Source organism: Mycolicibacterium wolinskyi, from assembly GCF_002101965.1.
Taxonomy (GTDB): domain Bacteria; phylum Actinomycetota; class Actinomycetes; order Mycobacteriales; family Mycobacteriaceae; genus Mycobacterium; species Mycobacterium wolinskyi.
In genome coordinates, this window is record NZ_LQQA01000004.1 from 157,826 (window position 1) to 171,834 (window position 14,009).

A 14,009-nucleotide genomic window follows, 5' to 3' on the forward strand; every position below is an offset into this window, starting at 1 on the left:
TTGGGATATTTGGCGCGGGGCCACGGGTCGGATGTCAGGGTGCGAACGGCACATGCGCCGATATGAACTTGCCGTGGTATGTGGTCGCGAGATACTGAGCCACCTCCTTGCTCTCCAGCGCGTGCGCGAGTGCGGACACCCGCGGATCACCGGCCAGGCGGGACGCAGCGACGAGGACGCGGGCATACGGATTGCCGGGCCCCGGCTCGATCGCAAGCGCGTCGTTCGCCGGAACCAGGCCGATCGACGTCGCGGTGGTGGGGTCGAGCACCACCGCGTCGTAGTTGTGGTAGATGTCCTCGGCGTACTCGGCGAAGTCGAGTTGGCGAATGGCCAGATGCCGTTGCGATTCCAGCACATTCGCATCCGACACCGACAGATCGGCGACCGTAAGCCCACCGAACGGGCGGTCGAGTTTCACCAGCCCCGCTGTCTGTAACAGGTACAGACTCCGTGCGAACCCGGCTTTGGTCTGCGGCACCGCCACCTCGGCGCCGTGGGGAAGACTCTGTCCGGTGACCTTGTCCGAGACCAGGTTCGAGTTCACCCAGTCGTCGGTGGGTTCGAGATCCTTCCACTTCGAGGAGTAGAGAGCGTAAGGGGCGACGTCGACTTTGGAGACGATGCTGAGCGTGCCGTGCCCGTCGGTCTCCCGATTGCCGAGAAAAGCCGGCTGGGTCTGGTAGAACGCGAGATCGGCTCTGCCGTCTGCCACGTGGGCGTTCGCATCGGCCGGAGCGTCGACCAACTCGAGTTCCACATCGCCTGCCAGCTTGGCCTTCGACACGTACTCCAACACGTCGCGGTAGCCTTCACCGCCGACCTGGACGCGCAGGGCATCGCCGGGGGTGTTTTCGGAGTACGTCACCGACACGTCGTTCGAGCAACTCGCCGCCGTCGCGGCCACCCATACCGCCGCGATGACAGCCATGACATTGCGTACCAATCTCATTTGAAACCCCATCTACAGCACCTCGTAGAAGAATGACGCCAACTTCGGACCACGGCCCCTGTCGAATCGCACGGTCACCTTCCACCGGCCGGGTGCGGGCACGATGAGGCCGTCGCTGCGCCACACGACCGCGCCGTCCGCGCTGCGATCCCGCACGAGTTCCACCGGCAAACGTGCGACATTGGCTTGCGCCGAGGAAAATTCGACACCCACCTCGACGTCGGCCGAACCCGGGTCCCGATCGCGGACCGTCACCACCTGGGCGCCGCGGCGCACGGTGTCGATATCGACGTCGAGTGTGTCGGATCCACCGAAATCCAGCCGGGTGGCGATGTTGGTCGTGTAGGTCTCACGCGCGGGCGTCAAGGACGACAGCGAGGACGTCAGGCCCAGGATCAGCAGGGCCAATGTGGTCTCGACGAGCACGGCGTGCGTCCGATGCCTCGGACGCACGCGCAACGCGCGGAAGGCGGCATAGCCGGCACCGATCGCGGCCGCCACCAGGCCCGCTTTCACAAGCAGAGTGATTCCGTAGGACGTGCTGAACAGCGCGGCGAACGGTCGGATCTGGAGAACTGCCAGAACCACGCCGGCCCCGACCGCAAGGACGAGGTGACCGACGACCACCCGATGCCATCGCGCCAGATGCGGAACGGCCTTGTGCACCAAGGCGATCACCGTCACTCCGCCCAGCCAGACCGCGGTGGCGTAGACGTGGAGCAGGGTCGCGACAAACGGCAACGGCCACAGGTTGGTCGAGCCGCCATGGCCTCCGAGGGTGACCGCGACGATGGCTGCCGCGGCCTGGAAAAGCCCGATTACCTCGGCATCGCGGTGCCGGGCGGGTAGGCGGAGGAACGTCGCCATGCTAAGTACGGCGGCCATCGCCAGCGCGATGCCGAACGGCGTGCGTGCGATGGTCGTGATCGCCGACCACGATACGGCGGCGACCGCACCGGCCTGTTCGGCGACGAGCACGGTGAACCGGCCGAGCAGACCGGCGATCAGCAGACCGGCGCCCGCCCGGTAGACAGTGCGGAACCGGGGCGTTCCAACGGTTTCCGGCCAAGACCACCGGCTCGCGAGCAGCAGCCCGGCCGAGGCGACGGTTCCCAGATACACCAGGATCTTGATGGGCAGCAGCACTACCCGGTCGACCGCCGACTGGCCGCCGACGTCCGTCCACTGCCCCTGCTCGGTCACCGAGCCGACGGTGAACCGGATCGACAGGGATACGACATGAGTGTCGGCGGAGACCACCCGGGCGGTTGCCAGGTACGCGCCGTCGGGCAGGGTTTCGGCCAGCTGCAACACGATACGTTGTCGGCCGCCTTCCAGGCGCTGATCAGCCAGCGGGTAGTGCGTGCCGTCGACGTCGATGAGCTGTGTGGAACCGTCGACGAGGGATACGGGTTCATTCAGGTCGAACGCCAGCACGGTGGGGGACCCGTCAAGTCGTGCGCCGTCGGCGGGTGTGCTCGCCACCACGGTGGCATGTGCCGCCGCGGGCGTGGCCGCCCACAGCGAACCCGCGGTCAGGACGACCATGATCAGCCCCCACAGTGCCGCACGTGTTCGCGACACATTCCTAAGACCTGTTGCGCCGCAGCACAACACCGAGTGTGGCCGCGGTGCCCAGGGCGATCAGGAGACCGGCGACCGACGTGGCCCGCCACCACCACGAGTCCGCGGCGGGCGCGTGGGCGGCGACCAATGTGGGGTCCGTCGTTGCCGTCTCGGCGCCGGAATCGCCCGGCACGCCGTGCCCGTCGCCAGTGTGGCCCGATTCGGCGGCTGCCAGTGTCACCACCGGAGCGGGGTGCTCCGGCTCACTGTCCTTGTCGACGGCGATCTCGTTCCAGGAAACCACCGAGCCGTCGCTGTAGGCCTGATCGGACAGCAGCGACACGGAGTCCACGTTCTCGGGCCACGGTCCAGCGGAGAACGTGAACTCACCGAACTCCGAGGGCGTGAGACCACCGGCTTTCTCGATCGCCCGCCACGTAATTCGCGATACCCGCTGACCGTCGCCGGACGGCTCGGTCTCGATCGAGGCACTCCAGCCGGGAATAGGCAAGGTCCGAGCCGACGTCAGATCGACGTCGTCGGGGAGTGTCACGGTCAAAGCGACGGTGGCGGCTTGTTGTGATTCGTTCGGCACGATGAGCCGCACGATGCCGTACCCGCCCTTGGGCGGTTGGTGTCCTTCGTCCACCCGGACGTGAGCCGCCGCAGGCGCTGCGGTAAGGAGTGCGCCCGCGGCAAACACGGTGGAGACGACAAGCAGGTGAAGCGATCTCGGTGTCTTCGGCATGGCGGCCCGAAAGGGTGGCATGAAAGCTCGATTCTGATTCTCAGTACAGCGCGGAGGTGGTCTGTAGAAGCGGCAGCAACTCGTCACCGACCCTGCCGACCTCGGACTTGTACGGCGTATCGGACAACACGAAGTGAGTTACACCGAGTTCGGCGTAGCGCTGAAGTGCGGCACCGACATCAACGGCCGAACCGACGAGCCAGGTTGTCCCTGCACCACCGCCGCCATAGCGGCCGGGCGTGGTGTAGAGGCAGGTGTCGAGAACCTCGCCGCGTTCGGCGAGGTCGAGAAGACGTTGCTGACCCACAGCAGCACCCTGCCTGCGGCCGTGCAGATCAGGCCGCCCCGCGATCGAGGCGATCTTGGCTTCGGCGTCGCGCCAGGCCTGCTCGGTGGTGTCGCGGATCAGGGTGGTCACCCGTAATCCGAATTCGAGCGGAGCGTGTTCACGACCGAGCTTGTCCGACAGCGTCTTCAACCGGTCGATGCGCTCGGCGATCCCGTCGAGGGGTTCACCCCAGAACAACTGCACGTCCGCTTCGGCGACCGCGACGTGTTCAGCGGCTGTCGAGGCGCCACCGAAGTACAAACGGGGGTGGCGGCCCTGCTCGGCACCGAATACTCGGGGGGCCACCGTCGAATGTTCGACGCGGAAGAACTCGCCGTCGAAACTGACGTCTTCCTCGCGCCACAGGCGGCGAACCACCTGCAGGAACTCTCTGGTGCGGTCGTACCGACGAGACTTGTCGAATTCGCCGTCGCCGTATGCCGCCAGGTCGTCGGTGCCGCTGACGATGTTGATGAACAGCCGACCACGGCTGAGCTGATCGAGTGTTGCCGCCGCACTGGCGAAGTGGGCGGGATGCCAGTAGCCCGGCCGGATCGCCGCGAGTGGGGTGAAGGTGGAGGTGCGTGCCGCGATCGCGGTTGCGACGGTGAAGGTGTCGGGCCGACCCCACCCCGTGCCGATCAAGGCGCCCGCCCAGCCGTGCTGCTCGGCCCGGAGCGCGAGATCGACCGAGTAGTCCAGGGATCCCCAGCCATCGACCGTGTCGTCGCCGCGATGCCCGGGCTCGACGGTGTTCGGGATGTACCAGAGAAACTCGTGTCCGAGCCGGTCGGTAGTCGTCATCAGGCCCCCTTCGCGGCATGGAGATCGGCGAGAACGAGGTCTCTGGTGATGGCCTGAGCCAACCGCGGCACCCCGATCCGCAAGCTCGGAATGTCGCCTACGGGGCGGCCGAAACTGACGTTCGCGCCGATGCTGAACACATGGATGTCGGCGAGCCACGGCGCCGATCCGGGCTGCTTTTCGGTGAACTCGTATCCGGGTCCCAGATACGGTGCCACTGCGAGGATGTCGTTCTCGAGCCCTTCCGGTGGTGTGTAGACGTCCTTCCACAGCGCGATCTGCGGCGCGATGGTCGCGAGTTCGGGACGTGTGGACGGGTCCTGCTGGTAGCCCGTTCCGGCGATCACATAGTCGAACGTGCGCACACCGTCGGCCGCGTCCACCCGCACGCGGCCGCCCTGCTCGGTGGCCGACGACCACGCCGCCGACACGTGCAGGTGGTAGTTGTCGAAGACTGCGGCACGGGTGACCGAGTCCTCCGGGACGTTGGCGCCCTGCCGGGCCGCCGTGACGCGCTGTTCCCAGCGCTCCGCATCACTGAGGAGATGGAACACGTCCTGTGCCAACGGGTTGGGCCGGTTGGCGAGATTGGCGACGACGACAGCGGGACGGCGGGTGTACACGTGCACCTCGCCCGCACCCGCTTCCAACGCCGTGGCCGCGGTGTCATAGGCCGAGGCCGCGGCACCGAGGACGGCGACACTCTTGCCGCGCAGTGAGTCGAAGTCGATCGCGTCGGCGGTGTGCGCCCACAGCGCCGCGGGGAGATCACGAAGTTCGGCGGGGATGTAGGCACCGCCGGTGCCGGACACGCCACCGGCGAGGACCAGCTTGCGAGCGGTTTCGGTCCATCGATGGCCGTCTTGTTCCAGTGTCAGACGCAATCCCGTCTCGCCGGGCGCGATGTCGATGACGCGGATGCCGCGGCGAACCTCCACACCGACCTGCTCACGGAACCAGCTCAGGTAGTCCGCCCAGTCGGATGTGGCGATGCGGTCGATGTCATCGAAAGCCGCTGAACCGTAGATGCTTTCGAACCAAGCGCGAAACGTCAGTGCCGCGTTGCCCAGCTCGGGCCCCGAGATGGTCTTGCCCGTCCGCAGCGTGCGCATCCGTGCGCGGGACTGCCAGGCCAGATCGGACTCCTGTCGGCCCGCGTCGATGACGGTCACGTTCGCCACCCCTGCCCGCAGCAGGGCATGAGCCGTGGTGATGCCGGTCTGTCCACCGCCAATGATGGCCACATCGTGGTCGACGTCCTCGCGCGCCGCGATCCAGTTGTTGCCGTCGAGCCCGAGTAACCGTAACGATTCCTTCGCCGCGATATCCGCGCTCGCAATGCTCAGATCCTGTGTGGTCATCGGGACACCGCCTCGGCGAGTAGATGGGAATTGGCAGGCCGGCCCGCCAACACCGTCGACAGGGTCAGTGGTTCGAGCACGGGTCGCTCTCCGGCAGACGCCACGACGCCTCGTGGTGGCCCGTGCTCATGAGGAACGCGTTCAGGTGCAGCTGACGTCGACTCACCTGGGTGACCTCCAGACCGGATATGGTGAAATCTGTTGACTGGTCGCAACGTATCGACGAGGTGCGGAAAAAGCTCCGAACTTTCGCTACGGGAATGGTGTAGTGGAACTGCGTCTGTGCCGCGCCGCACCCGATTTCAAGAGGCGACGCTCAGCGCCTCATCGGACTGCACAGGCAGCGCTTCGTCCGCAATCGCCCGCAGTGTCCGCAGGATCAGCGAGATGTTCGGGTCGCGTTGCCGCCCGGCGCGGACGACGGCACTGATGGTCCGCCCGCCGAGATCCAGTCCCGGCACGATGAGACCTGCCAACTTCGCCGGGACCGACAGGCGGGGCACGATCGCCGACGCGACCTCGGTTGCCGCGAGGTCACAGATATTCTGCGCTCCGATCAGCCGGTGCTTGACTTGTGGTGTGAAACCGGCGCTTTCGCCTGCCCGTATGACCGCGGCGCCGAGGCCGGAATTCTGGGGGCCGGTCACCCATGGTCCGTCGGCCAGTGCGGCAAGGCCCTGTTTACGGATCCTCAGGTGGGTATGTGTCGGCGCCAACAGCACGAGCGGCTCGAACAGCAATGGCACGGTGTTCAAGCCCCCGGGGGAATCCTCGCCGACGAAGTCGTACTGGCAGGTGATCGCGACGTCGACCTCGCCTTGGCGCAGCAGGCGGATGGCAGCCGAACTTGACTCCTGCTGCACCTGCACCCGTAGATCCGGCGCCTCGCCACTGAGCCTTTGCATGAGCGGAACGGCCAGCGTCGGTATCCCCATGTTGAACGTGGCGATCGCGACCTGCCCGGCGACCCTGTCACTGGTTGCGGCGACGGCGCTCATGGCTTCGTCGACCGCGACCAGCACGCGACGCACGTGCTCGGCGAGCACCTGGCCGCTACGAGTCAGTCCCAGAGTTCGGCCGTCGCGCCGGAACAGGACCGCGCCCGCCTCTTCTTCGAGCACGCGAAGTTGTTGGGATACGGCAGAACTCGTGATGTTGCGCCGCTCCGCTACGGCGGTGACCGAACCCAGGTCGGCCAGGTCGGACAGCAGCATCATGCGGCGTAAGTCCAGCATCAGGTACTCCCTGCGCTGGCACGTGCCGGAAGGGTGGTGATCCACGTGATTGACATTGGGACCTCGTCAGCGTTGGTGCGATTGCGGCGGACACAACTGACGGGCAGTGTGTCGATTAGTGTTGTCGTTCGTGACCGGGCAGCCGAAGCAGGCTCAGCGACAACAGATCGCGCTACAGTCGCGCATGAGATCGACGTGCAGCATGGTGATGAGGTCCGTCGAGTTCACAAGACCAAATGATGGCAGACGAACGTCCGTGGGTGCCGGCGTTCTGCGCCGACCGCCGCGGTTGTGGGTGGTTTGAGCAGGCCTTATGTCGTCGAGCCCGCAGGAATCACGGCGGTTGTAATTCCAGCGTCGTCAAGGCACGTCGCGTCTCGACAACTGCGGAGTTGCGGGGGACATTAAGCCTTGCTGAAAGGTTCCGGTAGCAGAAGACGGTTGTTTGCGCCGACGGCCGAACCGACGCTGACCAGAGCGAGGCGGACCGCGCTCGCCAGACAACACCTCGATACAGGAGTCAGCCAGATGACCGACCTCTCCGAACGAGCTACCGCAAGCAGCCCCGTCACCGAAACCGGCCTGGACGTCGTTCCCCTCGCCGGCTACATCGGCGCAGAGATCCGCGGGGTCGATCTCCGTGGCGATCTGGAGCCCAGTGTGGTCGAGGAGATCCGGGGCGCGCTCCACACCCACAAGGTGATCTTCTTCCGCGACCAGGAGATCGGCCACGCCGAGCAGATCGCGTTCGCGCGGCGGTTCGGCCGCGTCACCCCGGCCCATCCGCATGAGGAGGAGCCGCCGGAGGGCTTTCCGGAAATCCTGCCGATCGACAGCCGTCGCTATGAGCGTCACCTCGGCCGCAAGCGCACGTCGTACGACAACAGCTGGCACACCGACGTGACGGCACTGGTGAACCCGCCCGCGGCCTCGATCCTGCGTGCCCACATCCTGCCCCCGTACGGCGGCGACACGGCATGGACCAATCTGGTCGCCGCATACGAGAACCTGCCGAAGGAATTGCGCGAGTTCGCCGACAAACTCGACATCAAGCATCAGTTCAACACCAGGGCGGTTGCGGGCAGCCAGCGCGACCGCAAAGTCCGGGAGGCCAACCTCGTCGCATACCACCCCGCCGTCAGGGTGCACCCCGTCACCGGTGAGCGGGCCCTGTTCGTCAGTCCCGGGTTCACGCGTGGTGCCCGGGAGATCCGTGGCTTCAGCCCATCTCAGAGCGAGGCGATTCTCAAGCTTTTCTGGGAGGAAGCCACCCGAACCGAATTCACCGTGCGTTTCCGTTGGGCGCCTGGCAGTGTCGCGTTCTGGGACAACCGGGCGACGGCACACCTGGCCATCCCGGACGCCGGCCATCTCGATTACGACCGCGTCCTCTACCGTGTGACACTCGAGGGGGACATACCCAAGGGCGTCGACGGCCGCGAATCCGAACTGGTGTCCGGCGAGCCGTTCCACGGCTCCTGAACCCACCTGCCCTGCAAAGAGAAACGGATCATAATGTCAGTCGCGCTACCCAGCACAGACCATCGACAACTAGGCGCGAACGGGCCGGTCGTCTCGCCAATCGGGCTCGGCTTCATGAGCTTTCGCACGGGCGCCGGGCCCGAAGACGAGAAGCAGGCCAAAGAACTCGTCGACACGGCCATCGATCTCGGTGTGACCCTGTTCGACACCGCCGACGTCTACGGTCCCGAGTTCAGCGAGATCCTGCTCGGCAAGGCGATCCGCGGAAGACGGGATTCCCTCGTCATCGCAACGAAGTTCGGTAACGCCCTCGACCGGGACACCAACCCGAATGCCCGTGCACTCGACGGCCGGCCGGAGTATGTCCGCACCGCGATCGACGGCTCGCTGCGCCGCCTCGGAATCGACCACGTCGACCTGTACTACCAGCATCGCGTTGACCCCGAAGTGCCGATCGAGGACACCGTCGGCGCCCTCAAGGAACTCGTCGAGGCGGGAAAGATCCGCTACATCGGATTGTCGGAGCCCGGCCCGCAGACGTTGCGACGCGCGCACGCCGTACATCCGATCGCCGCGATCCAGAACGAATGGTCATTGTTCACCAGGGATATCGAAAACGACACCGCGCCGATCGCGCGCGAACTCGGCATCGGGATCGTGCCGTACTCCCCGCTGGGGCGGGGCTGGCTGACCGGGCGGGTGCGTACCACCGCCGACGTCAAGGGCGTCCAGAGCCGCCACCCACGGTTCGGTGCCGACGTGTTCGACCGCAACCGTGCCCTGGCCGACAACGTCGCCGCCGTCGCGGCTGGGATCGGGGTACAACCCAGCCAGGTCGCCCTGGCGTGGGTGCTGTCGCGCGGGCATGACGTGGTGCCCATTCCCGGTACCCGGCATGCCGAGTACTTACGGGAGAACATCGGCGCCTTGAGCGTCGAGCTCGCTGACGAACATCTCGAACGGCTCGGCACCATTGCCGAGGGAGTGGGTGGCCACCGGTCCATCCGGCCCGAGCACCTGGGCACCGAGGCTCCGGCCGCGCCCTGACCTCGTGCCGAACGTGAAGAAGATGGCGAGATTTTCCGGAAATCTCGCCATCTTCTTCACACTGGGCGCCGACCGAATCAGAAGAATCCGCTGTCGGGAAGCGGCGCCCCGTTTACTGCGATATCTCCGAGGACGCGGGCCTTGTACACGGTCGGGTTGTGGGAGAACAAGGTCCGCAGATTGCGCCAGTGCCGGTCGAGGTGTGCCGTCGAGCGGGCTGAGGATGCCCCGCCGACGTCGAAGATCCGCGAGGCCGCGCGCAGCGCAGGTTCTTCGATCGCGACCTTGACCCGTGCGGCCGCGATCGAAGCCTTGGCCTCCAGCGCAGCGTCGATTCCGTTGACCCGGGCGGCGTCCAGCGCGGGTGCCAGTTCTGTTGCGGCGCGCAGAACCACCGCCTCGGCGGCGTACGCGGCCGCGTCGATCTCGCCGACGATCTCGAGCAGTTGCGGGTCGCGCGCGGGGGCGTCGGCGGTCGCGAATGTGTAGGTACGGTGCCGCTCTCGTACGAGTGTGGCCGCCTCGGACGCGACGCTGCGCAGGATCCCCGCCGCGATCGCGTGCAGGTACAACTGGACCAGGGCGCCACGCGCCCGGTCGACGCCCACGTTGGTGCCCAGCGTGAGCACCTCGTCGTCCGACACCGCGACATCCTCGAAGACGGTTGTCCCGCTACCGGTATGACGTTGGCCCACGCCATCCCAATCGTCGAGATGGACGACCCCGGTGCGGTCTGCGGGGACCACAGCCGCAACGGGCGCGCCGTCTTCGTTCTCGGCTGTCACCCGCAGGTAGTCCGAGAACTGGGCACCGGTGCTGTAGAACTTGCGGCCGCGCAACCGCAAACCGCCGGCTTCCCGAGTCAGTTTGGTGTCATAGCTCTGGCCACCGACGCTGCGCGTGGTCTGTTCGGAGCTCACCCCGCCGATCAGGCGGCCCTCGGCGATCACCGAGATCCACCGGTGCTTGGCCGCGGTGACCGGGACGCGCTGGAGCTCTTCGGCATTGGCGAAGTGCACGCGCAGAATGTGGGCCAGGTCGGGATCGGCCTCGGCCAGTGAGATCAGGAACTCGAAGAACTGCGGCACCGTGTAGTCACCGCCGCCGTATTCCGCGGCGAGGCGCACCGCACCCAGTCGGTTTTCACGCACGAGTTTCAGCCCGAGGCCGGGTGGTTCGTTGCCACCCTCATTCAGACGGCGGCGGTAGTCTGCAGCGATCTCGCCGAAAACAGTCATTTGTCAGTCCTTTCCGGGGCCGGCAGGCGCGGACCCGTCGATCCAGGTGTCGTAGAACCACGGCACCGAGTTGGCGGCGTTGGCGAATCCCCGCACCCGCGGCGCGACGGCGAAGATCTGGGTGTCCTCCAGCAGTGGAATGGAGTACGCGTTGTCGATCACGTAGTTGTTGTATTCCTGCAGCAACTTGAGCCGTTGCGCCGGATCGGTGGCGCTGATCTGGGCCCGCAGCAGGCGGTCGATCGTCGGGTCAGAACCCTCCAGCGCATACAGATCACCGCCCTCGCTGTCGTAGTTCTGCCACAGACGCACCGGGTCGGCGGTAGGCCATCCGTTGCGGCGCAAGCCCACTGAGTCCTCGATGCTGGCGGTCGGATAGTTGGCGAAATCGGTCTGGCGGATCACCAACCGGATGCCGATCCGTCGGAGCTGGCGTTGGATCAGCTCGTACATCGGTTTGGCCGTGTGGTCATAGACGTCGACGTAGATCTTCACTGCGAGCTCTTGGCCGTCCTTGGTCCGGTACCCGTCGTCGTTGACGTGCGTCCACCCGGAGGCCTCGAGCCGGCGAACGGCCTCGGCGGGGTCGTAGCGCACCGCGTCGCTGCGGTCGGTGTAGCCGGGGAAGTTCTTGGTGACGATGTTCTGCGCGGCCTTCCAGTTGTCGGTGTAGAGGGTGTGCAAAATCTCGTCACGGTCGATGCCGTAGCCGATCGCCTTGCGGACGTTGATGTCTTTCAGGTGCGGCGCTGTCTGGCGGACGTCTAGAGTGTTGGCCAATCCCGGTGTCCGCAGCCCGCGCACGTCGAAACCTTCCGCGGCCAGCAGGCGTTCGTCCGGCGGCTGGGAGTAGCGGATCGCATCGGCTTGACCGGCCCGCAGGGCGCCGACCCGCACACTGTCCTCGGTGACCGGGATGACGGTGATGGTGTCCAGGTACGCCTCGCCCTGGTGCGGTGCGGTGGCAGGCGCCCAGTTGTAGCCACGTCGTTTGGACAGGACGATCTGCTTGTCCGGGATCTCGGAGGTGGCATAGAACGGTCCGGATCCGATCAGGTTGGTGACGACCGACTGCTGCTCCTTGCTGGCGTCGATCGTGGCGTCGGCGACCAGCCCGGCGGTGTTGAGCGTCAGGACGGCGATGAACGGCGCGTACGGCTCGGCCAGCGTGACGCGGACGAGGCGGCGGCTGTTGTCGGCTGTGACCGATTTGACCTTGGGAAAGTAGGTATTTCGCGTGATGCCTTTGGCTTTGTCGCCGTTCGCTTGCCAGTCCAGGTTCCGCCGCACCGATTCGGCATCCAGGACCTGGCCGTCGCTGTAGGTGACGCCTTCGCGGATGGTGAACTCGTAGACCAGCTGGGAATCGTCGATGGTCCAGCGCTCGGCGATCCAGGGCACGAACTCGAAGGTCTTCGGATCCTGATACACGAGTCGATCCAGCATCTGGTCCTTGAGCAGGCTGTTCTGCCAGTAGCTGACCTGGATCTGAAGGGATGCCGGGGCTTCCGCGTCCAGATAGGTCAGGTGGCCGCCGCGGGTGCCCGCCGGGGCCGGACGTTGATCGGGGTCGGAGCCGCATGCGACCAACCCGGACGTGACGACCGACACCGCCGCCACGAGTGCGGCCACTCGTCGCCGCGTGCTCATGCCGCTCGCGCCGGAGCGCCGGGAATCGCGTCGAGCAACCGCCGGGTGTAGGCCGCGGCCGGGGTGCTGAAAACCTGTTCGACAGGCCCGGTTTCCACCAGCCGACCGTGCTCGAGCACGCTGACGGTGTCGGCGATCTGACGCACCAGGCTGAGGTCGTGCGAGATGAACAGGTAGGTGAGTACCAGTTCGCGCTGGAGTTCGACGAGCAGCTCCACGACCTGTGCCTGCACGGTGACGTCCAGCGCCGAGGTCGGCTCGTCGAGCACCAGGATCGGCGGATGAAGTATCAGGGCCCGAGCAAGAACAACGCGTTGGCGTTGGCCGCCGGAGATCTCGCGCGGCTTGCGGTCGGCAAGTGTCGCCGGGAGCCCGACCCGGTCGAGTGCCTCGGCCACCTCGCGGCGCCGTTCCGACCGTGACCCGATGCGGTTGATGCGCAATGGTTCTGCGACCGCTTCACCGATCGTGAACCGGGGGTCGAGTGCTGCCAGCGGATTCTGATGCACCATCTGCAGCGTGCGGGCCTGTGCCCGCTGCCGCACCGGATCCAGCGGGCTGCGCGGCTCCCGCACGACGCCGTCGACCCGGACCTCACCCGAGTCGAAATCGGTGAGGCCGGCCAACACCCGCGCGGCCGTGGTCTTACCGGAACCGGACTCTCCGACAAGCGCGTGGATCGAGCCGGTTTCGACGTCGAACGACACGGAGTCCAGGGCGCGAGTTTCGCCGAACTGTTTGACCAGTTCACGGACTCTCAATATGGGTTCGGCGGAAGGTTGTCGCGAGATGGAGGATCGGGCGTACTTGTCCGGGGACAGTGCCGGTGCGTCGGCGATGAGCTGACGGGTATAGCCATCCTGTGGCGCGACCAACACTGTTGCCGTCGGCCCGGTCTCGCGAACCTCACCGTCGCGGAGGACAACGACGTGATCGCTGTGATGCTCGGCGAGGGCCAAGTCATGCGTGATGAACAGAACTCCGAGCCGGCGTTCTCGCCGGAGCTCGTCGAGCAGCTCGAGGATGCGCTGTTGCACCGTGACATCGAGAGCGGAGGTCGGTTCGTCGGCGATCAGGAGACGGGGTTCGCCGGCGATCGCGATGGCGATGAGCACACGTTGCAGCTGCCCACCGGACAGCTGATGCGGGTAGTGCCTGGCCCGCCGCTGCGGCTGGGGGATACCGACGCGTTCAAGTAGTTCGACCGCGCGAGTCTGTGCGCGGCGGCGGTCGGCGATCCGGTGCACCGTGAGCACCTCCGCGATCTGGTCGCCGACCCGCTTCAAGGGGTCGAGTGAGCCGAGCGGATCCTGCGGCACGAACCCGATCGTGGTGCCGCGTAATTCCCGCCACTTCCGTTGGGAGAGTGCGGTCACGTCCTGATCGCCGATGCGGATCTCCCCAGCGGCCACCCGGCCGTTGTCGGGCAGGAGTCCCTGAACGGCGCGCGCGATGGTTGACTTGCCCGACCCCGATTGGCCGACCAGGGCGACAACCTGGCCGGCTCCGACGTCGAGCGAGACATCGTGCACCACACCCGATTTGGTGCCGTAGTCGATCGTCAGCCCGGAAACCGCCAACAACGCAGTGGAACTCAT

General features: G+C 66.2%; 11 protein-coding genes. 2 read left to right on the plus strand and 9 right to left on the minus strand.

Features of this window, described 5'->3' with window-relative positions; genetic code table 11:
• Positions 1-34: 34 nt before the first annotated feature.
• From AWC31_RS01395 to AWC31_RS01420, 6 genes are all read right to left on the minus strand, one after another.
• Positions 35-952: a MetQ/NlpA family ABC transporter substrate-binding protein gene (locus AWC31_RS01395; protein ID WP_085142226.1), complete on the minus strand. Its 918-nt coding sequence runs from the start codon at positions 950-952 to the stop codon at positions 35-37.
• A gap of 12 nt (positions 953-964) precedes the next feature.
• Positions 965-2,536: a copper resistance CopC/CopD family protein gene (locus AWC31_RS01400; protein WP_234816675.1), complete on the minus strand. Its 1,572-nt coding sequence runs from the start codon at positions 2,534-2,536 to the stop codon at positions 965-967.
• Between the two features lie 4 nt (positions 2,537-2,540).
• The gene (locus tag AWC31_RS01405) at positions 2,541-3,287 is read right to left on the minus strand and encodes a YcnI family copper-binding membrane protein (RefSeq protein ID WP_234816676.1); all 747 of its coding nucleotides are present in this window, start codon (positions 3,285-3,287) and stop codon (positions 2,541-2,543) included.
• A 19-nt stretch (positions 3,288-3,306) separates the two neighbouring features.
• Positions 3,307-4,398 (minus strand): LLM class flavin-dependent oxidoreductase, encoded by a 1,092-nt coding sequence (locus AWC31_RS01410; protein ID WP_085142071.1) that lies wholly within the window; start codon positions 4,396-4,398, stop codon positions 3,307-3,309.
• Positions 4,398-5,759: an NAD(P)-binding domain-containing protein gene (locus tag AWC31_RS01415; protein ID WP_085142073.1), complete on the minus strand. Its 1,362-nt coding sequence runs from the start codon at positions 5,757-5,759 to the stop codon at positions 4,398-4,400. Before AWC31_RS01415 ends, AWC31_RS01410 begins: the two co-directional genes overlap by 1 nt.
• A 302-nt stretch (positions 5,760-6,061) precedes the next feature.
• The gene (locus tag AWC31_RS01420) at positions 6,062-6,994 is read right to left on the minus strand and encodes a LysR family transcriptional regulator (protein ID WP_085142075.1); all 933 of its coding nucleotides are present in this window, start codon (positions 6,992-6,994) and stop codon (positions 6,062-6,064) included.
• A 528-nt stretch (positions 6,995-7,522) separates the two neighbouring features.
• On the opposite strand from AWC31_RS01420, the gene AWC31_RS01425 reads away from it, so the two are divergent.
• Positions 7,523-8,476 carry a TauD/TfdA dioxygenase family protein gene (locus tag AWC31_RS01425; RefSeq protein WP_085142077.1) on the plus strand — a complete coding sequence of 318 codons (954 nt, stop codon included), beginning with the start codon at positions 7,523-7,525 and terminating at the stop codon, positions 8,474-8,476.
• Positions 8,477-8,509: 33 nt separating this feature from the next.
• The gene (locus AWC31_RS01430; RefSeq protein ID WP_085142079.1) at positions 8,510-9,523 is read left to right on the plus strand and encodes an aldo/keto reductase; all 1,014 of its coding nucleotides are present in this window, start codon (positions 8,510-8,512) and stop codon (positions 9,521-9,523) included.
• A 77-nt stretch (positions 9,524-9,600) separates the two neighbouring features.
• Here the strand turns inward: AWC31_RS01430 and AWC31_RS01435 are convergent, their stop codons facing one another.
• From AWC31_RS01435 to AWC31_RS01445, 3 genes are read right to left on the minus strand one after another with little or no spacing between them, the layout of a single operon-like run.
• Positions 9,601-10,761, minus strand: coding sequence for an acyl-CoA dehydrogenase family protein (locus AWC31_RS01435; RefSeq protein ID WP_085142080.1), 1,161 nt, complete (start codon positions 10,759-10,761; stop codon positions 9,601-9,603).
• A gap of 3 nt (positions 10,762-10,764) precedes the next feature.
• The gene (locus AWC31_RS01440; RefSeq protein ID WP_085142083.1) at positions 10,765-12,411 is read right to left on the minus strand and encodes an ABC transporter substrate-binding protein; all 1,647 of its coding nucleotides are present in this window, start codon (positions 12,409-12,411) and stop codon (positions 10,765-10,767) included.
• Positions 12,408-14,009: a dipeptide ABC transporter ATP-binding protein gene (locus AWC31_RS01445; RefSeq protein ID WP_085142085.1), complete on the minus strand. Its 1,602-nt coding sequence runs from the start codon at positions 14,007-14,009 to the stop codon at positions 12,408-12,410. Before AWC31_RS01445 ends, AWC31_RS01440 begins: the two co-directional genes overlap by 4 nt.

Coding starts and splice junctions, on each gene's coding strand:
- AWC31_RS01395 (WP_085142226.1), bottom strand. CDS start 952: ATGAGATTGGTACGCAATGTCATGGCTGTCATCGCGGCGGTATGGGTG.
- AWC31_RS01405 (WP_234816676.1), bottom strand. CDS start 3,287: ATGCCACCCTTTCGGGCCGCCATGCCGAAGACACCGAGATCGCTTCAC.
- AWC31_RS01410 (WP_085142071.1), bottom strand. CDS start 4,398: ATGACGACTACCGACCGGCTCGGACACGAGTTTCTCTGGTACATCCCG.
- AWC31_RS01415 (WP_085142073.1), bottom strand. CDS start 5,759: ATGACCACACAGGATCTGAGCATTGCGAGCGCGGATATCGCGGCGAAG.
- AWC31_RS01420 (WP_085142075.1), bottom strand. CDS start 6,994: ATGCTGGACTTACGCCGCATGATGCTGCTGTCCGACCTGGCCGACCTG.
- AWC31_RS01425 (WP_085142077.1), top strand. CDS start 7,523: ATGACCGACCTCTCCGAACGAGCTACCGCAAGCAGCCCCGTCACCGAA.
- AWC31_RS01430 (WP_085142079.1), top strand. CDS start 8,510: ATGTCAGTCGCGCTACCCAGCACAGACCATCGACAACTAGGCGCGAAC.
- AWC31_RS01435 (WP_085142080.1), bottom strand. CDS start 10,761: ATGACTGTTTTCGGCGAGATCGCTGCAGACTACCGCCGCCGTCTGAAT.
- AWC31_RS01440 (WP_085142083.1), bottom strand. CDS start 12,411: ATGAGCACGCGGCGACGAGTGGCCGCACTCGTGGCGGCGGTGTCGGTC.
- AWC31_RS01445 (WP_085142085.1), bottom strand. CDS start 14,009: ATGAGTTCCACTGCGTTGTTGGCGGTTTCCGGGCTGACGATCGACTAC.